The sequence below is a fragment of the Kribbella italica genome, from assembly GCF_014205135.1.
Taxonomy (GTDB): Bacteria; Actinomycetota; Actinomycetes; order Propionibacteriales; family Kribbellaceae; genus Kribbella; species Kribbella italica.
The window spans coordinates 1802954-1818873 of the sequence record NZ_JACHMY010000001.1 but is presented as its reverse complement, the minus strand read 5'-3'; the positions used below and the strand labels follow the sequence as shown (position 1 = coordinate 1818873).

Annotated in this window: 15 protein-coding genes; 8 read left to right on the top strand and 7 right to left on the bottom strand. The window is 70.1% G+C overall.

The window, feature by feature from the left end:
• The first annotated feature begins 13 nt into the window (after positions 1-13).
• Positions 14-634 (top strand): RNA polymerase sigma factor, encoded by a 621-nt coding sequence (locus HDA39_RS08550; RefSeq protein ID WP_337925678.1) that lies wholly within the window; start codon positions 14-16, stop codon positions 632-634.
• Positions 634-1503, top strand: a complete 870-nt coding sequence (locus HDA39_RS08545; RefSeq protein WP_184794691.1) for a hypothetical protein — start codon at positions 634-636, stop codon at positions 1501-1503. The genes HDA39_RS08550 and HDA39_RS08545 overlap by 1 nt, the downstream gene beginning before the upstream one ends.
• Positions 1504-1649: 146 nt before the next feature.
• Here the strand turns inward: HDA39_RS08545 and HDA39_RS08540 are convergent, their stop codons facing one another.
• The 6 genes from HDA39_RS08540 to HDA39_RS08515 form a co-directional block, all read right to left on the bottom strand.
• Positions 1650-1997 (bottom strand): hypothetical protein, encoded by a 348-nt coding sequence (locus HDA39_RS08540; protein WP_184794690.1) that lies wholly within the window; start codon positions 1995-1997, stop codon positions 1650-1652.
• A 150-nt stretch (positions 1998-2147) separates the two neighbouring features.
• Positions 2148-2495, bottom strand: a complete 348-nt coding sequence (locus HDA39_RS08535) for a hypothetical protein (RefSeq protein ID WP_184794689.1) — start codon at positions 2493-2495, stop codon at positions 2148-2150.
• A 103-nt stretch (positions 2496-2598) separates the two neighbouring features.
• Entirely contained in the window at positions 2599-4341 is a 1743-nt protein-coding gene (gene arc / locus HDA39_RS08530) for a proteasome ATPase (RefSeq protein ID WP_184794688.1), read from the bottom strand.
• Between the two features lie 154 nt (positions 4342-4495).
• Positions 4496-5422, bottom strand: a complete 927-nt coding sequence (locus HDA39_RS08525) for a tRNA (adenine-N1)-methyltransferase (protein WP_184794687.1) — start codon at positions 5420-5422, stop codon at positions 4496-4498.
• Positions 5423-5459: 37 nt separating this feature from the next.
• Positions 5460-6614, bottom strand: a complete 1155-nt coding sequence (locus HDA39_RS08520) for a site-2 protease family protein (RefSeq protein WP_238356008.1) — start codon at positions 6612-6614, stop codon at positions 5460-5462.
• A gap of 35 nt (positions 6615-6649) precedes the next feature.
• A complete protein-coding gene (locus tag HDA39_RS08515) occupies positions 6650-7483 on the bottom strand; it encodes an intradiol ring-cleavage dioxygenase (RefSeq protein ID WP_184794686.1) in 834 nt (277 codons plus the stop codon).
• A gap of 152 nt (positions 7484-7635) precedes the next feature.
• Here HDA39_RS08515 and HDA39_RS08510 point away from each other — a divergent pair, with 152 nt between their 5' ends.
• Positions 7636-8523, top strand: a complete 888-nt coding sequence (locus HDA39_RS08510; RefSeq protein WP_184794685.1) for a RecB family exonuclease — start codon at positions 7636-7638, stop codon at positions 8521-8523.
• A 278-nt stretch (positions 8524-8801) separates the two neighbouring features.
• Here HDA39_RS08510 and HDA39_RS08505 read toward each other — a convergent pair whose 3' ends face one another.
• The gene (locus HDA39_RS08505) at positions 8802-8939 is read right to left on the bottom strand and encodes a hypothetical protein (protein WP_184794684.1); all 138 of its coding nucleotides are present in this window, start codon (positions 8937-8939) and stop codon (positions 8802-8804) included.
• A 114-nt stretch (positions 8940-9053) separates the two neighbouring features.
• On the opposite strand from HDA39_RS08505, the gene HDA39_RS08500 reads away from it, so the two are divergent.
• The 5 genes from HDA39_RS08500 to HDA39_RS08480 all read left to right on the top strand — a co-directional run bounded on the left by HDA39_RS08500 (position 9054) and on the right by HDA39_RS08480 (position 15879).
• Positions 9054-9893, top strand: a complete 840-nt coding sequence (locus tag HDA39_RS08500) for a helix-turn-helix domain-containing protein (protein WP_184794683.1) — start codon at positions 9054-9056, stop codon at positions 9891-9893.
• 67 nt (positions 9894-9960) lie between these two features.
• Entirely contained in the window at positions 9961-10539 is a 579-nt protein-coding gene (locus tag HDA39_RS08495; RefSeq protein WP_184794682.1) for a dihydrofolate reductase family protein, read from the top strand.
• Positions 10540-10687: 148 nt separating this feature from the next.
• Complete coding sequence (locus tag HDA39_RS08490) at positions 10688-12373, top strand: ribonuclease J (RefSeq protein WP_184794681.1); 1686 nt, start codon at positions 10688-10690, stop codon at positions 12371-12373.
• A gap of 168 nt (positions 12374-12541) precedes the next feature.
• A complete protein-coding gene (locus HDA39_RS08485) occupies positions 12542-13375 on the top strand; it encodes an ABC transporter ATP-binding protein (RefSeq protein ID WP_184794680.1) in 834 nt (277 codons plus the stop codon).
• Positions 13375-15879 (top strand): ABC transporter permease, encoded by a 2505-nt coding sequence (locus HDA39_RS08480; protein WP_184794679.1) that lies wholly within the window; start codon positions 13375-13377, stop codon positions 15877-15879. Before HDA39_RS08485 ends, HDA39_RS08480 begins: the two co-directional genes overlap by 1 nt.
• Positions 15880-15920: the final 41 nt, after the last annotated feature.

The window sequence follows — 15920 nt, the reverse complement described above, 5'->3', positions numbered from 1 at the left end:
GTCATTACCCGGTGTGAACATCATCGTGATCGACGAGACGGAGTACCCGATGGCTGCCGGGCCACCTGGGGACAGCGTGCTCTGGGACCGGCTGCGCGACGGCGACCGGGAGGCGCTCGGCCTCCTGTTCGACCGGTACGCCGACGACGTGCACGCGTTCGCTTTCCGGCGTACGGCGTCGTGGGCGGCGGCCGAGGACGTCGTGCAGACGACGTTCCTCAGCACCTGGCGACGGTTCGAGCGGAACCCACCAGGCCCGCTGACGGCGCCGTCGGCCCGTGGCTGGCTGCTGGTCGTCGCGGCGAACGAATGCCGGACGCTGCACCGCACGGCCCGCCGGTTGCGCGGCCTGGTCGAACGGCTGCCCGAGCCGTCGAACCAGCCGGACCACGCGGCCGCTGTCGCCAAGCGGCTCGACGACGAGCGCCAGATGTCCGCCGTACGCCGGGCGCTGGCCAAGCTCCCCCGGCACGAGCAAGAGACGCTCGAGCTCGTGGTCTGGGCCGGCCTCACCATCGCCGAGACCGCCGCGGCCCTCGGAGTTCCCGAAGGCACCGTCAAGGCTCGCCTCCACCGCACCCGCCGCCGTTTCCCCGACCTGCTGTCCCGGGTCGCCCTCACCGAGGAGTTGTGATGACCACCAAGCTCGATCCCCCGCACGTGCCGCCGCTGAGCCCGTCGCAGCGCGACGGCCTGCGCCGCCGCGTCATGACGGCCGTCGACCCCATGCCCCGCAGCACAGGTCAGCGCCGCTGGGCAGCTCCGGCGATCGCCGTCGCGGCCGTCGGCGCCGTCGTCGCCGGGACGCTCGTGATCGGCAGCCAGTTCGACGGGTCAGGAGTCCAGCCGGCCGCCGGACCGTCCACGCCCGCCTCCACGCCGTCCGCCAGTACGCCGACGGCGCCCAGGGCGGCCTGGCTCCCGAAGGTCGACCTGGGCCCGGTCAGTCCGGCCGAGGCCGCCCGCGCCGCCAACGCCTGCAAGCTGCCCGGCGCCCAGCGGGTCGACGCACTCTGGAGTCGTCGGGTCGCCATCCCAGGCGGCACCGGACCCGCGTCCGGCGTGGTGGTGCTGACGAAGAGCACACCCGGCCAGCCCGGCGGAACGTACGACCTGGGCATCTTCACCTGCTTCGCCGGCAGCGCCGGCGCGGCTGTTCACGACACGGAGTGGAAGAAGCAGACGTCGCCGGGCAATCCGGCGGTCATCCTCAGCGGCATGGGAGACGTCGGCGGCACCGGGGACCGCAAGCCGGCCTCCGCGAGCTACGAGAACATCCTCCGGGTCGACCCGCGAATCGCCCGGATCGAGTCCCGCTTCGTCTGGGCCAAGGGCCAGGGCAAGTGGACCCAGGGCGCTGTCGCCGGTGGGTTCGCCTACACACACAGCACCGCGCTCATCCCGCCCGGCCAGTACCAGCCCACCCCGGACGGCAAGAGCGACCTCCACCAGCAGTACCGCGCGTACGACGCAGCCGGCAAACCAGTCCCGATCAACCCCTGACCCACAGCCCCGCGGCGCCCGCCGAGCGCGTGCGTCGCGGCGCTCCGGGCACGTGCGCCGTGGCACTCGCCCGGCTGCCCTTCCAAGTAGTCAACACCGAGCCCGTCCTCCTCCGGAGCGGCGGGGCTTCGCGGACGCCGTACGAGTCAGCGATTGACGAAGCGACCAACCGCTCGCGCGAGGTTCACCCCGACCAGCCCGCCCCAGCAGATGATGACCGCGATCGTGCCCTCCTGGTTGGCCGCGATCGCGGTGATCGGGATCCCGGCGACCACCGAGACGATCGCCAGGGCGAGCCCGCCGGGATCGTTCTCGCCCTTGGTGGGAGCGGGCCGCGGCTGAACCGGCTGCGGCGCCTGCCCGTACCGGGCGACGGCCTGCTGGTCGAGCTTGTCCAGGAACCCCTCGATGATCTCGGGTTCGTACTCCGCCCCCAGGTCCTGCCGCGCGGCCACCGCAGCCCGCAGGTCCTTGCGCATCTCGTCCGTCGCCATACGCCGACCGTACGGCGACCGGCCCCGCCCGGGAATCGGGGGAAACCCCGGCCGACCCCTTTGCGACAACCAGGGACCGAGGTGGTGCCAGCACCCTTGCCCGCGGCGATCACCCCGGACGTCATCGCCGACGTGCAGGCGGGTGCTGAGCTAGCGGCGGCGGCCCAGGACGCGGGCGAAGTTGATGGCGACCATGCCGGCCCAGCTCACCACGAGTCCGGGGAAGCCGAGCAACTGGGCGGAGACCGCCGTGATCGGGATCGCGACCCCCAGCGACACGATGGCCAGCGCCAGGCCGCCCGGGTCGCGCTCGCGGCTGGGGTGCTCAGGCGGTGGTGGTTGCCGGACCGGTTCGGGGAAACCGCCGCGCAACTGGGCGTGGCGGGCGTCCAGCCGTTCCAGGAAGCTGTCGATGATCGCGTCTTCGTACTCCGGCCCGAGTTCCTGTCGCGCGGCGGCCGCCGCCCGCAGATCCTTCCGGATGTCATCCGTCGCCATACGGATCATGGTAAGACCGGTGCCGGTCGTACCAGCGAAATCCGCACCAGACGCACCACCGCCCCGACGCCGGCGGCATCGGGGCGGTGAACGGTCCTGCGTGCTACAGGTACTGCCCCGTGTTGGTCGCCGTGTCGATCGACCGGCCCGGCTCGGTGCCCTGCTTGCCGGAGATGAGCGTGCGGATGTAGACGATCCGCTCGCCCTTCTTGCCGGAGATCCGGGCCCAGTCGTCCGGGTTGGTCGTGTTCGGCAGGTCCTCGTTCTCCTTGAACTCGTCGACACAGGCCTGCAGCAGGTGCTGCACCCGCAGACCCTTCTGCTGGTCGTCGAGGAACGCCTTGATGGCCATCTTCTTGGCCCGGTCGACGATGTTCTGGATCATCGCGCCGGAGTTGAAGTCCTTGAAGTACAGGACCTCCTTGTCACCGTTGGCGTAGGTGACCTCGAGGAACCGGTTCTCGTCGGCCTCGGTGTACATCCGCTCGACGGTGCGCTGGATCATCCCGCTCACGCACTCGCCCCGGTCCCCGCCGAACTCGCTCAGGTCCTCGGGGTGCAGCGGCAGCGTGGTGGTCAGGTACTTCGAGAAGATGTCCCGCGCCGCCTCGGCGTCCGGACGCTCGATCTTGATCTTCACGTCCAGCCGGCCCGGCCGCAGGATCGCCGGGTCGATCATGTCCTCGCGGTTCGACGCTCCGATGACCAGCACGTTCTCCAGGCCCTCGACGCCGTCGATCTCGCTCAGCAACTGCGGGACGATCGTGTTCTCCACGTCGGAGGACACCCCCGACCCACGGGTCCGGAACAGCGAGTCCATCTCGTCGAAGAACACGATGACGGGCATGCCCTCGGAGGCCTTCTCACGAGCCCGCTGGAAGACCAGGCGGATGTGCCGCTCGGTCTCGCCGACGTACTTGTTCAGCAGCTCGGGACCCTTGATGTTGAGGAAGAACGACCTGCCCTCGACACCGGTCCGCTCGGCCACCTTCTTGGCCAGCGAGTTCGCGACCGCCTTGGCGATCAGCGTCTTGCCGCAGCCGGGCGGCCCGTACAGCAGGACACCCTTCGGCGGCTTCAGCTCGTGCTCCAGGAACAGGTCCTTGTGCAGGTACGGCATCTCGACCGCGTCCCGGATCTGCTCGATCTGGCCGAACAGGCCACCGATCTGCGTGTAGTCGATGTCCGGGACCTCTTCGAGCACCAGCTCCTCGACCTCGGACTTCGGGATCTTCTCGTACACATAGCCGGAGCGCGGCTCCAGCAGCAACGAGTCGCCGGCGCGCAGCGGCTGGTCGAGCAGCGGCGACGCGAGCCGGACGATGCGTTCCTCGTCGGCCTGCGCGATCACCAGCGCCCGCTCGCCGTCGGCCAGCAGCTCCTTCAGCATCACCACGTCGCCGACGACCTCGAAGTCGCAGGCCTCGACCACGTTCAGCGCCTCGTTCAGCATCAGTTCCTGGCCGAGCTTGAGCGCGTCCAGGTCGACTGACGGGCTCGCCGCGACCCGGAGCTTGCGGCCTCCGGTGAACACGTCCAGCGTGTCGTCGTCGTTGCGGCCGAGGAAGGTCCCGAAACCGGACGGCGGTTGCGCCAGCCGGTCGACCTCCTCCTTCAAAGCGATGATCTTCTCTCGGGCCTCGCGCAGCGTGTCCGCCAACCGCTCGTTCTGCGCGGTCACGCTCGCCAAGGACGCCTGGGTTTCGGACAGCCTGCTCTCGAGCGACCGGCTGTCAGCCGGGTGCTCCAGCAACCGACGCCGCAACGCTGCGACCTCGGCCTCCAGGTAACGGACCTGGTTACGCAGCTCTGCCGCGGTAGGACTCTCGTCTCCAGCCACGATCATCACCTCACCATGTGGGGCTCGACCCTATGGACCTTACCCAGAAAACCTCGCCGGGCAAGCTGAATCCCATCACGTGTCGGTTGCGGATAGAACCGTTGCCTGGTCGAGCCTGTTGCGCCTTAATACAGCACGGCACGGACAGTTTGGCGCGACGTCAGGGCGTGTCCTGCGCCGATTCGGATCTGCGCGGTCCGGAGTAGTCGTCGCCGTAGGCTCCCGGCGCCGGCCGGCGCTTCTTCATCGGGGCCTGTACGCCGGGCGCCATCCGCCGCGCGGTGACCAGGAACGCGGTGTGCCCCTGCATCCGGTGGCCCGGCCGGACGGCCAGTCCTTCGACGTGCCAGTCGCGCACCAGCGACTCCCAGGCCCGCGGCTCGGTGAACTCGCCGTGCGCCCGCAGCGTCTCGACGAAACGGCTCAGCTGGGTCGTGGTGGCGACGTACGCGCAGAACACCCCGCCCGGGGCCAGGGCACCCGCGACGGCGTCGACGCACTCCCAGGGGGCCAGCATGTCCAGTACGACGCGGTCGACCTCGGTCTCGTCGAGCTTCTCGACCAGGTCGCCGACCTCGAGCCGCCAGGCCGGGTGCTCGGCGCCGAAGAAGCCGGTCACGTTCTTGCGAGCGACCTCGGCGAAGTCCTCGCGGCGCTCGAACGAGATCACCTCGCCGTGGATCCCGACCGCCCGCAGCAGCGCGGTGGTCAGCGCGCCGGAACCGGCGCCGGCCTCGACCACCTTCGCGCCCGGGAAGATGTCGGCCATCGTCACGATCTGCGCGGTGTCCTTGGGATAGATCACCTGCGCGCCGCGCGGCATCGACACCGAGTAGTCGGCCATCAGCGGCCGCAGCGCCAGGTACTCCACGCCGCCCTTGGAGCGGACCGTCACCGCGTCCGGACCGTCGATCAGCGCGTCGTGCTCGATCCCGCCCTTGGTGGTGTGGAACGTCTTCCCACGCTCCAGGAACACCGAGTGCCGCCGGCCCTTGGAGTCGGACAACGTGATCCACTCCCCCGGCTGCAACGGCCCATGATGAACCCCGGAAAACGCCGCATCAGGAAAATCACGCAGATCAGACATAAGGCCGCTACCTTACTTTCCCGTCCGGAGCGGCCGCTCAGCGCCTCCGGAACGCGCGTTCGACGTCCGCGGTCGCCAGTACGCCGTACACCTGGCCCTGGGTGTCCAGGACGAGGTACTCCGACGCGGGGTTCTTGCGGAGGGTCGCGAGGATCTCCTCGCCGGTGTCGTTGACGCCGATGATGTGGCCCGCGCCGATCCGGGTGGCGACCTCGCCGACCGTGGTCCACGGGCGCTGGTTGGGGGCGACCGCGGTGACGGCGGCCTCCTGGACCAGGGCGTGCGGCTTGCCGTCGCCGTCGATGACCACGACGGCACCCGCCTGGCCCTGCGCGGCGAGCCGGACGGCCTCGGAGATCGGCGTACTGGCATGGACGGCGACCGCGCGACGGGCCAGCGAACGGACCTGGAGCGCGGGCAGCTTCTGCTTGAGGCGCGCCTGCATCAGCGACGCCGTCGAGCCCATCCACAGGAAGAACCCGACCGCCAGCGCGATCACGAAGTCGATCACCGTCGGATCGCGGTCGAACACCTCTTCCAGGATCACCGGCGCGGCCAGGACCGCGATCGCGATGATCCGGCCGGCCCACGCCGCCACGATCGTGCCGGTGTGCATGTTGCCGGTCGCCTTCCAGACCGCGGCCCGCAGCACCCAGCCACCGTCCAGCGGCAGACCGGGCAGCAGGTTGGTCACCCCGACGATCAGGTTCGCCACCGCGAGCTGCATCACCACGGCGTACGCGACGCCCTCGTCGAGCGCGCGCGAACCGGCGTACGCGAGACCGCCGACCAGCAGCGAGGCGATCGGCCCGACGACCGAGATCGCGAACTCCTCCAGCGGCGACTTGCGCTCACCCTCGATGTGCGTGCCGGCCGCGAAGAAGCCGAGGTTGATCTCGGTCACCGAGATCTTGAACCGCAACGCCATCAGCGCGTGCGCCAGCTCGTGCAGCAGCACCGACAGCGTGAACGCGACCACGAACGCGAACGACGCGAAGTACCGCCAGCCGCCGGACAGGTACGGGAACTGCTGCGCGATGATCGCCGAGAAGCCCAGCGCCAGCAGGATCGCGACCGGCAGCCAGGTGAACCGCATGGTCAGCTGGATCCCGCGGACACGACCGAGCACCCAGGTACCGGGCGGCGGCGCGGCCGGCTGGGCGGGGTTCTGAGGTTCACGCGGCTCTGACATCGGCACAAACCTACTGGGCCACCGGTAACTCCGCGCTACACACCCACGGTGAGCCGGGCCCGGTAGCCCGCGCCGACGCTCCCGCTGACCGTGGCGAGCTGGTGCTCGGCGCCGTCGTCGCGGAACACGTTGTCGTTCTCGAGCGAGGTCCGGGACATGTTCTGGGTGCTTCCGTCGTACCCGCTGGTGGCGTAGACCGCGGTGCAGGCGTCCTCCGGCAGGGCCAGCTGGGAGGTCGCGCTGATCTTGCCGGCGGCGGTCGCCTCGGTCAGCGATGCGTAGACCTCGAAGTGGATGTGTGGCCAGCGTCCGTCGTACGCCGCGGGGAAGATCGTGGTGAACGTGACCTTGCCGTTGGCGTCGGCGGCCTGGACGCCGCGCAGGTAGTTCTCGTTCTCCGCTCCGTCGGAGTAGAGCGAGTAGCGGCCCTGGGCGTCGCAGTGCCAGAGGTAGACGGCGGCGCCCGCGAGCGGGGCGCACTGGTCGGCGTTTTGGATGGTGAGCTCGACGGTCAGCGGTACGCCGGTTGCTACGCCCGATGCGGAGCCGAACGACTTGGTGAGGTCGCTGCGGACGATGCCGGACTCGGTGAGGACGTTGGGGCCGTTGGAGCCGTCGCCCGGGTAGGGGCCGGCTGTCTCCTCGGGGATCTCGTCGACGCAGTCTGCTGTGGTTGTCGGGCTGCTGGTTGTTGGGGTGCTGGTTGTTGGGGTGGTGCTGGTGGTCGTCGTACCGGTGCTGCTGCTGTCGTCGGTCGCGCAGCCGGTGACGACGGCGAGTCCGGCGCCGGCCAGCAGGCGGAGGACGTTGCGGCGGCGGAGTGTGCCGAGGTCGTGGACCAGTCCCAGGTCGTGTTCGTGCGGTGTCATCGTGTGCCCCTTGCCGTCGCTTGAGGTCTCCAGCGTGCCGAGCGGAACCGATGGTTCGCCGAAAGTCCGCTGGGAGCTTGCTGTGAACCCGTTGTCCACAGCTGGTCGCGGTGCGCGCGCGGGATGTCGGTGGCAGCGCCTAGGGTTTTGGCATGAGCGTCGCAGCAGTCGTGCACAGAGGCAGCCACCCGAACGGTGCGCTGTCCCCCTCCCGCGCGGCCGACTTCATGAGCTGCCCGCTGAAGTACCGCTTCCGCGTCGTCGACCGCCTGCCGGAGAAGCCCTCGTCCGCCGCCGTCCGCGGGACGGTCGTGCACGCCGTACTGGAGCGTTTGTACGACCTGCCCCGCGGTCAGCGCACGCTGGAGCAAGCCGCCGGCATGCTGGAGCCCGAGTGGCAACGCGTCCTCGAAGCTGAGCCCGAGGTCGCCGAGCTGTTCGCCGACGACGCCGAGGGCGAGGAGCTTGCCGCGTGGCTGGCCGAGGCGCACAAGCTGCTCGGCAAGTACTTCACCCTTGAGGACCCGAACGCCTTGGAGCCCGCCGAGCGCGAGCTGTACGTCGAGACCGAGCTCGACTCCGGCCTGACCCTGCGTGGGTACGTCGACCGCCTGGACGTCGCGCCCACGGGCGAGATCCGCGTCGTCGACTACAAGACCGGCCGGTCGCCGTCGGAGTTCTTCGAGGCGAAGGCCCTCTTCCAGATGAAGTTCTACGCACTGGTCCTGTGGCGCCTGCGCGGCGTCGTCCCGTCGATGCTCCAACTCGTGTACCTCGGCAACGGCGAGATCGTCCGGTACGAGCCCGACGAGGCCGACCTCCGAGCCTGCGAACGCAAGGTCGGCGCCCTGTGGGACGCCATCACCCGAGCCCTCGAATCCGGCGACTGGCGCCCGAGCCCCGGCCCACTCTGCGCATGGTGCGACTACAAACCCTTCTGCCCCGCCTGGGACGGCACACCCCCACCCCTCCCCACCCGCACCGTCGAAGAAGTCGCCGAACAATCTGCAGGCGTGGACTTGGTCGACGTCGACGGCTGACCGATCTCGCCCAACTCCTGTCGGTGGTGGCGTTCACGGCCGACGGTTCCCGCCCAACCCCGGTTGGCGGTTGGCGTGGGCTCGCCCACCCGCCCACCGCTGCGGGACGTGGTGGATGCGCTGACCCCGGGGCGGTGATCACGGCCGACGGATTCCGCCCAGCCCCGGTCGGTGGTTGGCGTGGACTCGCCCACCCGCCCACTTCTGTGGAGCGTGGTGCACGCGCTGACGCCGGGGCGGCGATCACCGCCGATGGATTCCACCCAACACCGGCTCGGCTACGCGTCGTCCCATTCCCGAATTTCGACCGGGCGGCGCCGTGACGACAACGCTCTGAACAGGCGCCGGATCAGCAGGCCGAGAAGGTAGATCGCGACAGCGACCAAGAGCGCGTCAACCCACGAGAACTCGAACACTTCGGCCTCCTTGACGATCCCCCGAGTCATGACGGTAGCAACTTCTGTTGCGATCCGGAGCGATCGACTGATCCAGGCGTGCACCACAGGCGGGCTGTCGGCGATGCTGGGGGGATGGAGTACGTGTCCAGAGTGCCGCGGTCGCCGCTGGACGGGGTGATCGACGATCTCTACTACCTGGAAGGGACGCCGCCGTACGCCCGGCTGATGCTGCCGCCGAGTCCTTCGGCGTTGCTCATCGTCAATCTGGGGGAACCGTTCCGGATTCGGGGTGGGACCGAGCTCGAGATGGCCGAGTACGCCGACGGCTGCGTGCTCACGACGCCGACCCGCGCGGTGGAGTTCAGTTATCCGTTCCGGACCCGGTCCGTCGGGGTGCACTTCAAGCCGTGGGGGCCGGCGGCGTTTCTGCCGATGCCTGCGGCGGAGCTGTGTAATCGGCCGGTGACGATCGAGCAGGTTTGGGGGCGGCCGGCCGTGGCCGAGTTGCGCGACCGGCTGGCGACGGCGGGCGGACCGCACGAGATGCTGACGCTGCTCGAGGAGGAGCTGGTACGACGGCTGCGTGAGACCGCCGGGATGGAGCTTGTCCGGCGTACGGGCGGTGTCATCGCGGCGACCGGCGGTGCGGTGTCGATCGGCGACCTGAGCGTGGCGGCCGGTGTCAGCACGACTCATCTGGCGCAGCGGTTCAAGGAGCTCGTCGGCGTCACGCCGAAGCGGCTGGCCCGCAGTTACCGCTTCACCACCACCGTGCTCGCGATCGACCCGGCCGAACCGGTCGACTGGAGCGACGTCGCCGCTCGGGCGGGCTACTTCGACCAGGCCCACTTCGGTCACGAGTTCCGGGCGTTCACCGGGCTCACGCCGACCCGGTACGTCGAAGTGCGGCGGCGGTTCCTGCGCGAGCACCCGGGCCACACGCTGGACAGCTGGCCGCTGCCGGCCGATTGATTTCTTACAAGAAGGACGGGGTCGTGCGCCGCTACATTCGGGCCACCTCGAACAGAAGGAGACTCCCGTGGGCACGGTGGTCATGTACAGCTCGGTGTCGGTGGACGGTTTCGTCGCGGACGAGAACGACCAGCCCGGACCGCTCTTCGACTGGCTGACCAGTGGCGACGTCCCGCTGGACGAGAGCGGCGTGGTCAAGGTGTCGCAGGTCTCCTACGACTACACCCGGGCGTACTGGGACCAGATCGGGGTGACCGTCGCCGGCCGCCGTGTCTTCGACCTGACCGACGGCTGGGACGGGAAGCCCCCGGCCGGGATCGACCACGTGGTCGTCGTGACCCACCGGCCTGCGCCCGAGGGCTGGGACCCGGAGGCGCCGTTCCACTTCGTCGACGGGGTCGAGGCGGCCGTGGCCAAGGCGCAGGAGCTCGCGGGTGACCGCATCGTCGAGATCGCCGCCGGCGACGTCGGTGGGCAGGCGCTCGCCGCGGGGCTGGTCGACGAGGTGCGGATGGACGTCGTACCGGCCGTGCTCGGCTCCGGTAAGCGGTACTTCGGCTCGGTCGACGCCCAGCACCTGCTGGAGGACCCCGACGTGATCCAGGGTGACCGGGTGCTCCACCTGCGCTACCGGGTACGCCGTTGACCGGTCCGAGCGGGTCCGCGAAGACGTCGGATTACCCTTCGCCACCTCGCCGGCGGACCCGCGGAAGTTTGTTCTGAGGTGCTGGTCACACCGGTGGAAGTGAGGTCGGTGCCACGGTGTGACGGGGGGCTCGGATACCGTCCGGGCTATGAGTCATCCGCATCCCGATCTCGGTCAGCCGCCCCGCCTTCCCGACGACGCCCTGCGCGTGGTCGCTCTCGGCGGTCTGGGTGAGATCGGCCGGAACATGACCGTGTTCGAGCACCGGGGCAAGTTGCTGGTGGTCGACTGCGGTGTGCTGTTCCCCGAGGAGCACCAGCCCGGCGTCGACGTGATCCTGCCTGATTTCGGCTGGATCCGGGACCGCCTGGACAAGATCGAGGCGATCGTTCTCACCCACGGGCACGAGGACCACATCGGTGGGGTGCCGTACCTGCTGAAGGAACGCGGCGACATCCCGGTGGTCGGCTCGAAGCTGACGCTGGCGTTCATCACCTCCAAGCTCAAGGAGCACCGGATCAAGCCGGTGACGGTGGAGGTGAAGGAGGACGAGAAGCGGCAGTTCGGGCCGTTCGAGTGCGAGTTCCTCGCGGTCAACCACTCGATCCCGGACGGCCTCGCGGTCGCGATCCGGACCAAGGCCGGCCTGGTCCTGCACACCGGCGACTTCAAGATGGACCAGTTCCCGCTCGACCGCCGGCTCACCGACCTGCGCGGGTTCGCCCGGCTCGGTGAGGAGGGCGTCGACCTGTTCATGACCGACTCGACGAACGCCGACGTCCCGGGCTTCACCACCGCCGAGAAGGACCTCGGTCCGGCGATCGACGCCGTCTTCCGTACGGCGCCCGGCCGCATCATCGTGTCCAGCTTCGCCAGCCACGTGCACCGGATCCAGCAGGTGCTGGACGCCGCGAAGGCGGGCGGCCGCAAGGTCGCGTTCGTCGGGCGCTCGATGGTGCGCAACATGGGGATCGCCCGCGACCTGGGCTACCTGAACGTGCCGAAGGGCCTGATCGTCGACCTGAAGGAGCTCGAGCAGCTGCCGGACCGCAAGGTCACGCTGGTCTGCACCGGGTCGCAGGGTGAGCCGATGGCGGCGCTGTCGCGGATGGCGAACCGCGACCACATGATCCGGATCGGCGAGGGCGACACGGTGCTGATGGCCAGCTCGCTGATCCCCGGCAACGAGAACGCGATCTACGCGGTGATCAACGGCCTGATCCGCTGGGGCGCGAACGTCGTGCACAAGGGCAACGCGAAGGTGCACGTGTCCGGGCACGCCAGCGCCGGCGAGCTGGTCTACTGCTACAACCTGGTCGAGCCGCGCAACGTGCTGCCGGTGCACGGCGAGTTCCGGCACCTGAAGGCGAACGCGGCGCTCGCGGTCAGTACCGGCGTACCGGCCGATCGCGTGATCATCGCCGAGGACGGCGTGGTCGTCGACCTGCACAAGGGCCGGGCGAGGATCACCGGCAAGGTCGAGGCCGGGTACGTGTACGTCGACGCGATGACCGTCGGTGGGGTGACCGAGGCGAACCTGAAGGACCGGCGCACGCTCGGCGAGGAGGGCGTCGTCACCGTCGTCCTGCTGGTCGACGCCCACACCGGCAAGCTGGCCGAGCCACCGGACTTCCTGGCGCGTGGATTCGTCCACGACGACACGACGTTCAAGCCGGTCATCCCGGTGATCGAGGAGGCGCTCGCCCGGGCCGCCTCCGAGGCGATCGGCGACGCGAGCCAGCTGGAGCAGCTGGTCGGCCGCGCCGTTGGCAACTGGACCTACCGCCACTGGCGCCGCCGTCCGGTCGTCATCCCGGTGGTCATCGACGCCTGATCGGAAGAACGTCCCAGCGCGCCCCGCACTCTCCGAGTGCGGGGCGCGCTGGGTGGGGGGGAAGAAGGCGGTACGCCGAGGTGCGCGCCCGCGGGGCCCGCACGAGGGCGGGTGCGCCGGGCCGGGGTTGTCCGGTGCCGAGGAACCTTCGCACGTTAGCGTTCCCCCATGACCGCGGAACCCGTTCAGCCGGCCGTTGCGATCGCCACCTTCGGGCTCGGCAGGAGCTACGGCGCCGGTGAGACCCGGATCGACGCGCTGGCCGACGTCAGCGTGCAGTTCGGGCAGGGCCGGTTCACCGCGATCATGGGACCGTCGGGGTCGGGCAAGTCCACGCTCCTGCACTGCCTGGCGGGGCTCGATCGGCCGACCAGCGGGCAGGTCTTCCTGGGTGACGTCGACCTGACCAGGCTCACCGAGAAGGCCCTCACCCACCTCAGGAGAGACCGCGTCGGGTTCGTCTTTCAGGCGTTCAACCTGGTCCCGACGCTGACCGCGCTCGAGAACATCACGCTCCCGCTCACCCTGGCCAACCGCAAGCCGGACCAGGCCTGGCTCGACCTGATCGTCGAGACGGTCGGGCTGAAGGACCGCCTGCACCACAAGCCCAGTGAGCTGTCCGGCGGGCAGCAGCAGCGCGTCGCCTGTGCCCGTGCGCTGGCTTCCCGCCCGCACGTGGTCTTCGCCGACGAACCGACCGGCAACCTCGACTCCCGCGCCTCGGCCGACGTCCTCGCGTTCCTGCACCGCTCGGTCCGTGAGTTCGGCCAGACCGTGGTGATGGTGACGCACGACCCGACCGCCGCCGCGTACGCCGACCGCGTGCTGTTCCTGGCCGACGGCCGGCTGCGCGAGGAGCTCGTCGACCCGACCGCCGAGTCCGTCCTCGACACGATGAAACGCCTGGAAACCCCCGGCACCGCCCAGGCGACCGCGAGCGCAGGCAGGCCGAGCCAGGCGAGCGACGGCACCACCCCAGACCCCCAGGCGCAGGCCGGCTGATGCTCAAGCTCGGCCTCCGGTCGGTGCTCGCGCACCGGCTGCGGTTCGTCCTGTGCACGGTCGCCGTCCTGCTCGGCATCGGTTTCGTCAGCGGCGCGATGGTCTTCAGCGACACCCTCTCCGCCGCCCTGAAGAAGAACTTCGCCGGCGCCACCGCCGACCTCACCGTCACCCCGGCCTCCCCGCTGTCCGCCGGTACGCCGACCCTCTCGATCGAGATCGCCGACCGCATCGCCGCCGTACCAGGGGTCGCTGCGGCCGACGCCCAACTGCTGGTGCCCGACGTCGAGATCCTGGCCAAGGACGGCCAACCGATCGACACCTACAGCCTGGCGACCTTCGGGACGAGCTGGCCGCACGACGAGCGGACCGCGCCGTTCAAGCTCCTCCAGGGCACCCAGCCGTGGGGCACCGAGCAGCTCACCCTCGACCGCAACACCGCCGACCGCGAGGGCTTCGAGGTCGGCCAGAAGGTCAAGGTCGTCACCCCCGCCCGCGCCGTCACGGCCACGCTGACCGGTCTCACCACCCCCGGCCTGTCCGGCACGTCGGCCGGCGCACCTCTCGTCGCCTTCGACAGCGCGACCGCCCAGCTCCTGCTCCTCGGTAAGCCCGGCTGGACCTCGATCGGCGTCGCGCTGCAGCCCGGCCAGAATCCCGACGCCGTCAGCAGCACGATCCGGACAACCATTGGCGACACCGTCGAGGTCCGCACCGCGGCCGAGGTCACGGCCGACGGCGAAAGCGCCCTGGACGACACCTTCGGCGGCCTTACCGCGGCACTGCTGCTGTTCGCCGGTCTGGCCCTGTTCGTCAGCACGTTCCTGATCGTCAACACCTTCGCGATGGTCGTCGCCCAGCGCAGCCGCGAACTCGCCCTCCTCCGCGCCGTCGGCGCCTCCGGCGGCCAGGTCACCGGCACGGTCCTCGCCGAGGCCCTCGTGATCGGCGTCATTGGCTCGACACTGGGACTCCTGCTCGGAGTGGGGGGCGCAGGCGCCATCCAGTACCTGTACCAACGCCTCGACCTGGCGATCCCGTCGGCGGCGCTCCAGGTCAGCCCCGCGACGATCATCGCGTCGTACCTCCTCGGCGTGGGCATCACCACCGCCGCGGCCTACCCCGCTGCGCGGAGAGCGGGCAAGCTCTCGCCGGTGGTCGCTCTGCGCGCCGACCCGACGATCCCGGAGCGCAGCCTGGTCGTCCGGGTCGTCATCGGCGGCTTCCTGCTGCTGATGGCAGTCCTCCTGCTCCTGATCTCGCTCACGGCCGACGGCCTGCCGGGCGCGGTCCTGGTCGGCCTCACCACCGCCCTGGTGCTGCTCGGCCTGGTCATGACGCTCCCCCTGATCAGCCGGTACGCCGTGCGCGGGCTGATGCTCCCGCTCGGCCGCCGGGCCGCCGTCGTGCTCGGCCGCCGCAACGCGGAGCGCAACCCCCGCCGTACGGCGGCCACGGCGTCGGCGTTGATGATCTCGCTCGCCCTGGTCAGCGGGCTCTTCGTGATCGCCTCGTCGGCCAAGGCCTCGGTCGACCAGGGCATCGCCGACGCGATCGGGACGTCCGAGCTGGTCGTCACCAGCGACCGCCCGTTCAGTACGGCGGTCGGCGACCAGCTCGCCACGGTGCAGGGCATCTCCGGCGTGCACCGCGTCCGCCAGTCGGCCGGCGAGGTCGACGACCGCCCGGTCACCGTCGCCGGCGTCTCCGACGGCACCCTCGACGGCCCGATCACGGCCACTGCCACCGCCGGATCGCTCGAAAGCCTCGCGCAGGGTCAGGTCGTGCTCCCCCGCAACCTCGCGAACCAGCTCGAGCTCGCGGTCGGCGAGACGTTCACCCTCACCACGAGCACCGGCAAGCACCAGCTGACCGTCGGCGCGGTCATCGCGCCGAACCACCAGGTCGACGCCGTCCTCACCAGCCTGCCGAAGTTCACCGAGCTCGGAGGCGGCGAGATCGACGCCACGCTCTACCTCGAAGTTGCCGACGGCACCGATCCGGCGACCGTCGGGCCGGCGGTCGCCCGGGCGATCCAGGACTACCCCTCGGTCGCGGTCCGCGACCAGCAGGCGTACGCCGCGGCCGAGCGTGCCCCGATCAACGGGATCCTCGGCATCGTCGGCGCGCTGCTCGGGTTCGCCGTCCTGATCGCGCTGCTCGGGGTGGTCAACACGCTCGCCCTCGGCGTCGTCGAGCGGACCCGCGAGCTCGGGCTGCTGCGCGCGATCGGGATGGACCGGCCGCAGGTCCGGCGGATGCTGCAGGTGGAGGCGGTCGCGATCGCGTTGTTCGGCGCGGTCCTCGGCCTGCTGGTCGGTGGGTTCGCCGGGGCCGCGGTGCAGCACGTGATGGCGGACGACGGGCTCGGCGTGCTCGACGTACCGGTGCTGCAGCTCGTCGCGGCCGTCGTGGTCGCGGCGGTTGTCGGCGTACTGGCTGCGATCTGGCCGTCACGCCGTGCAGCGCGGCTCGACGTCCTGCAAGCGATCGCGACCGAGTAGTAGCCGAACTGCTCCGCTGAGCGTTGTTCACCGGTAGCCTG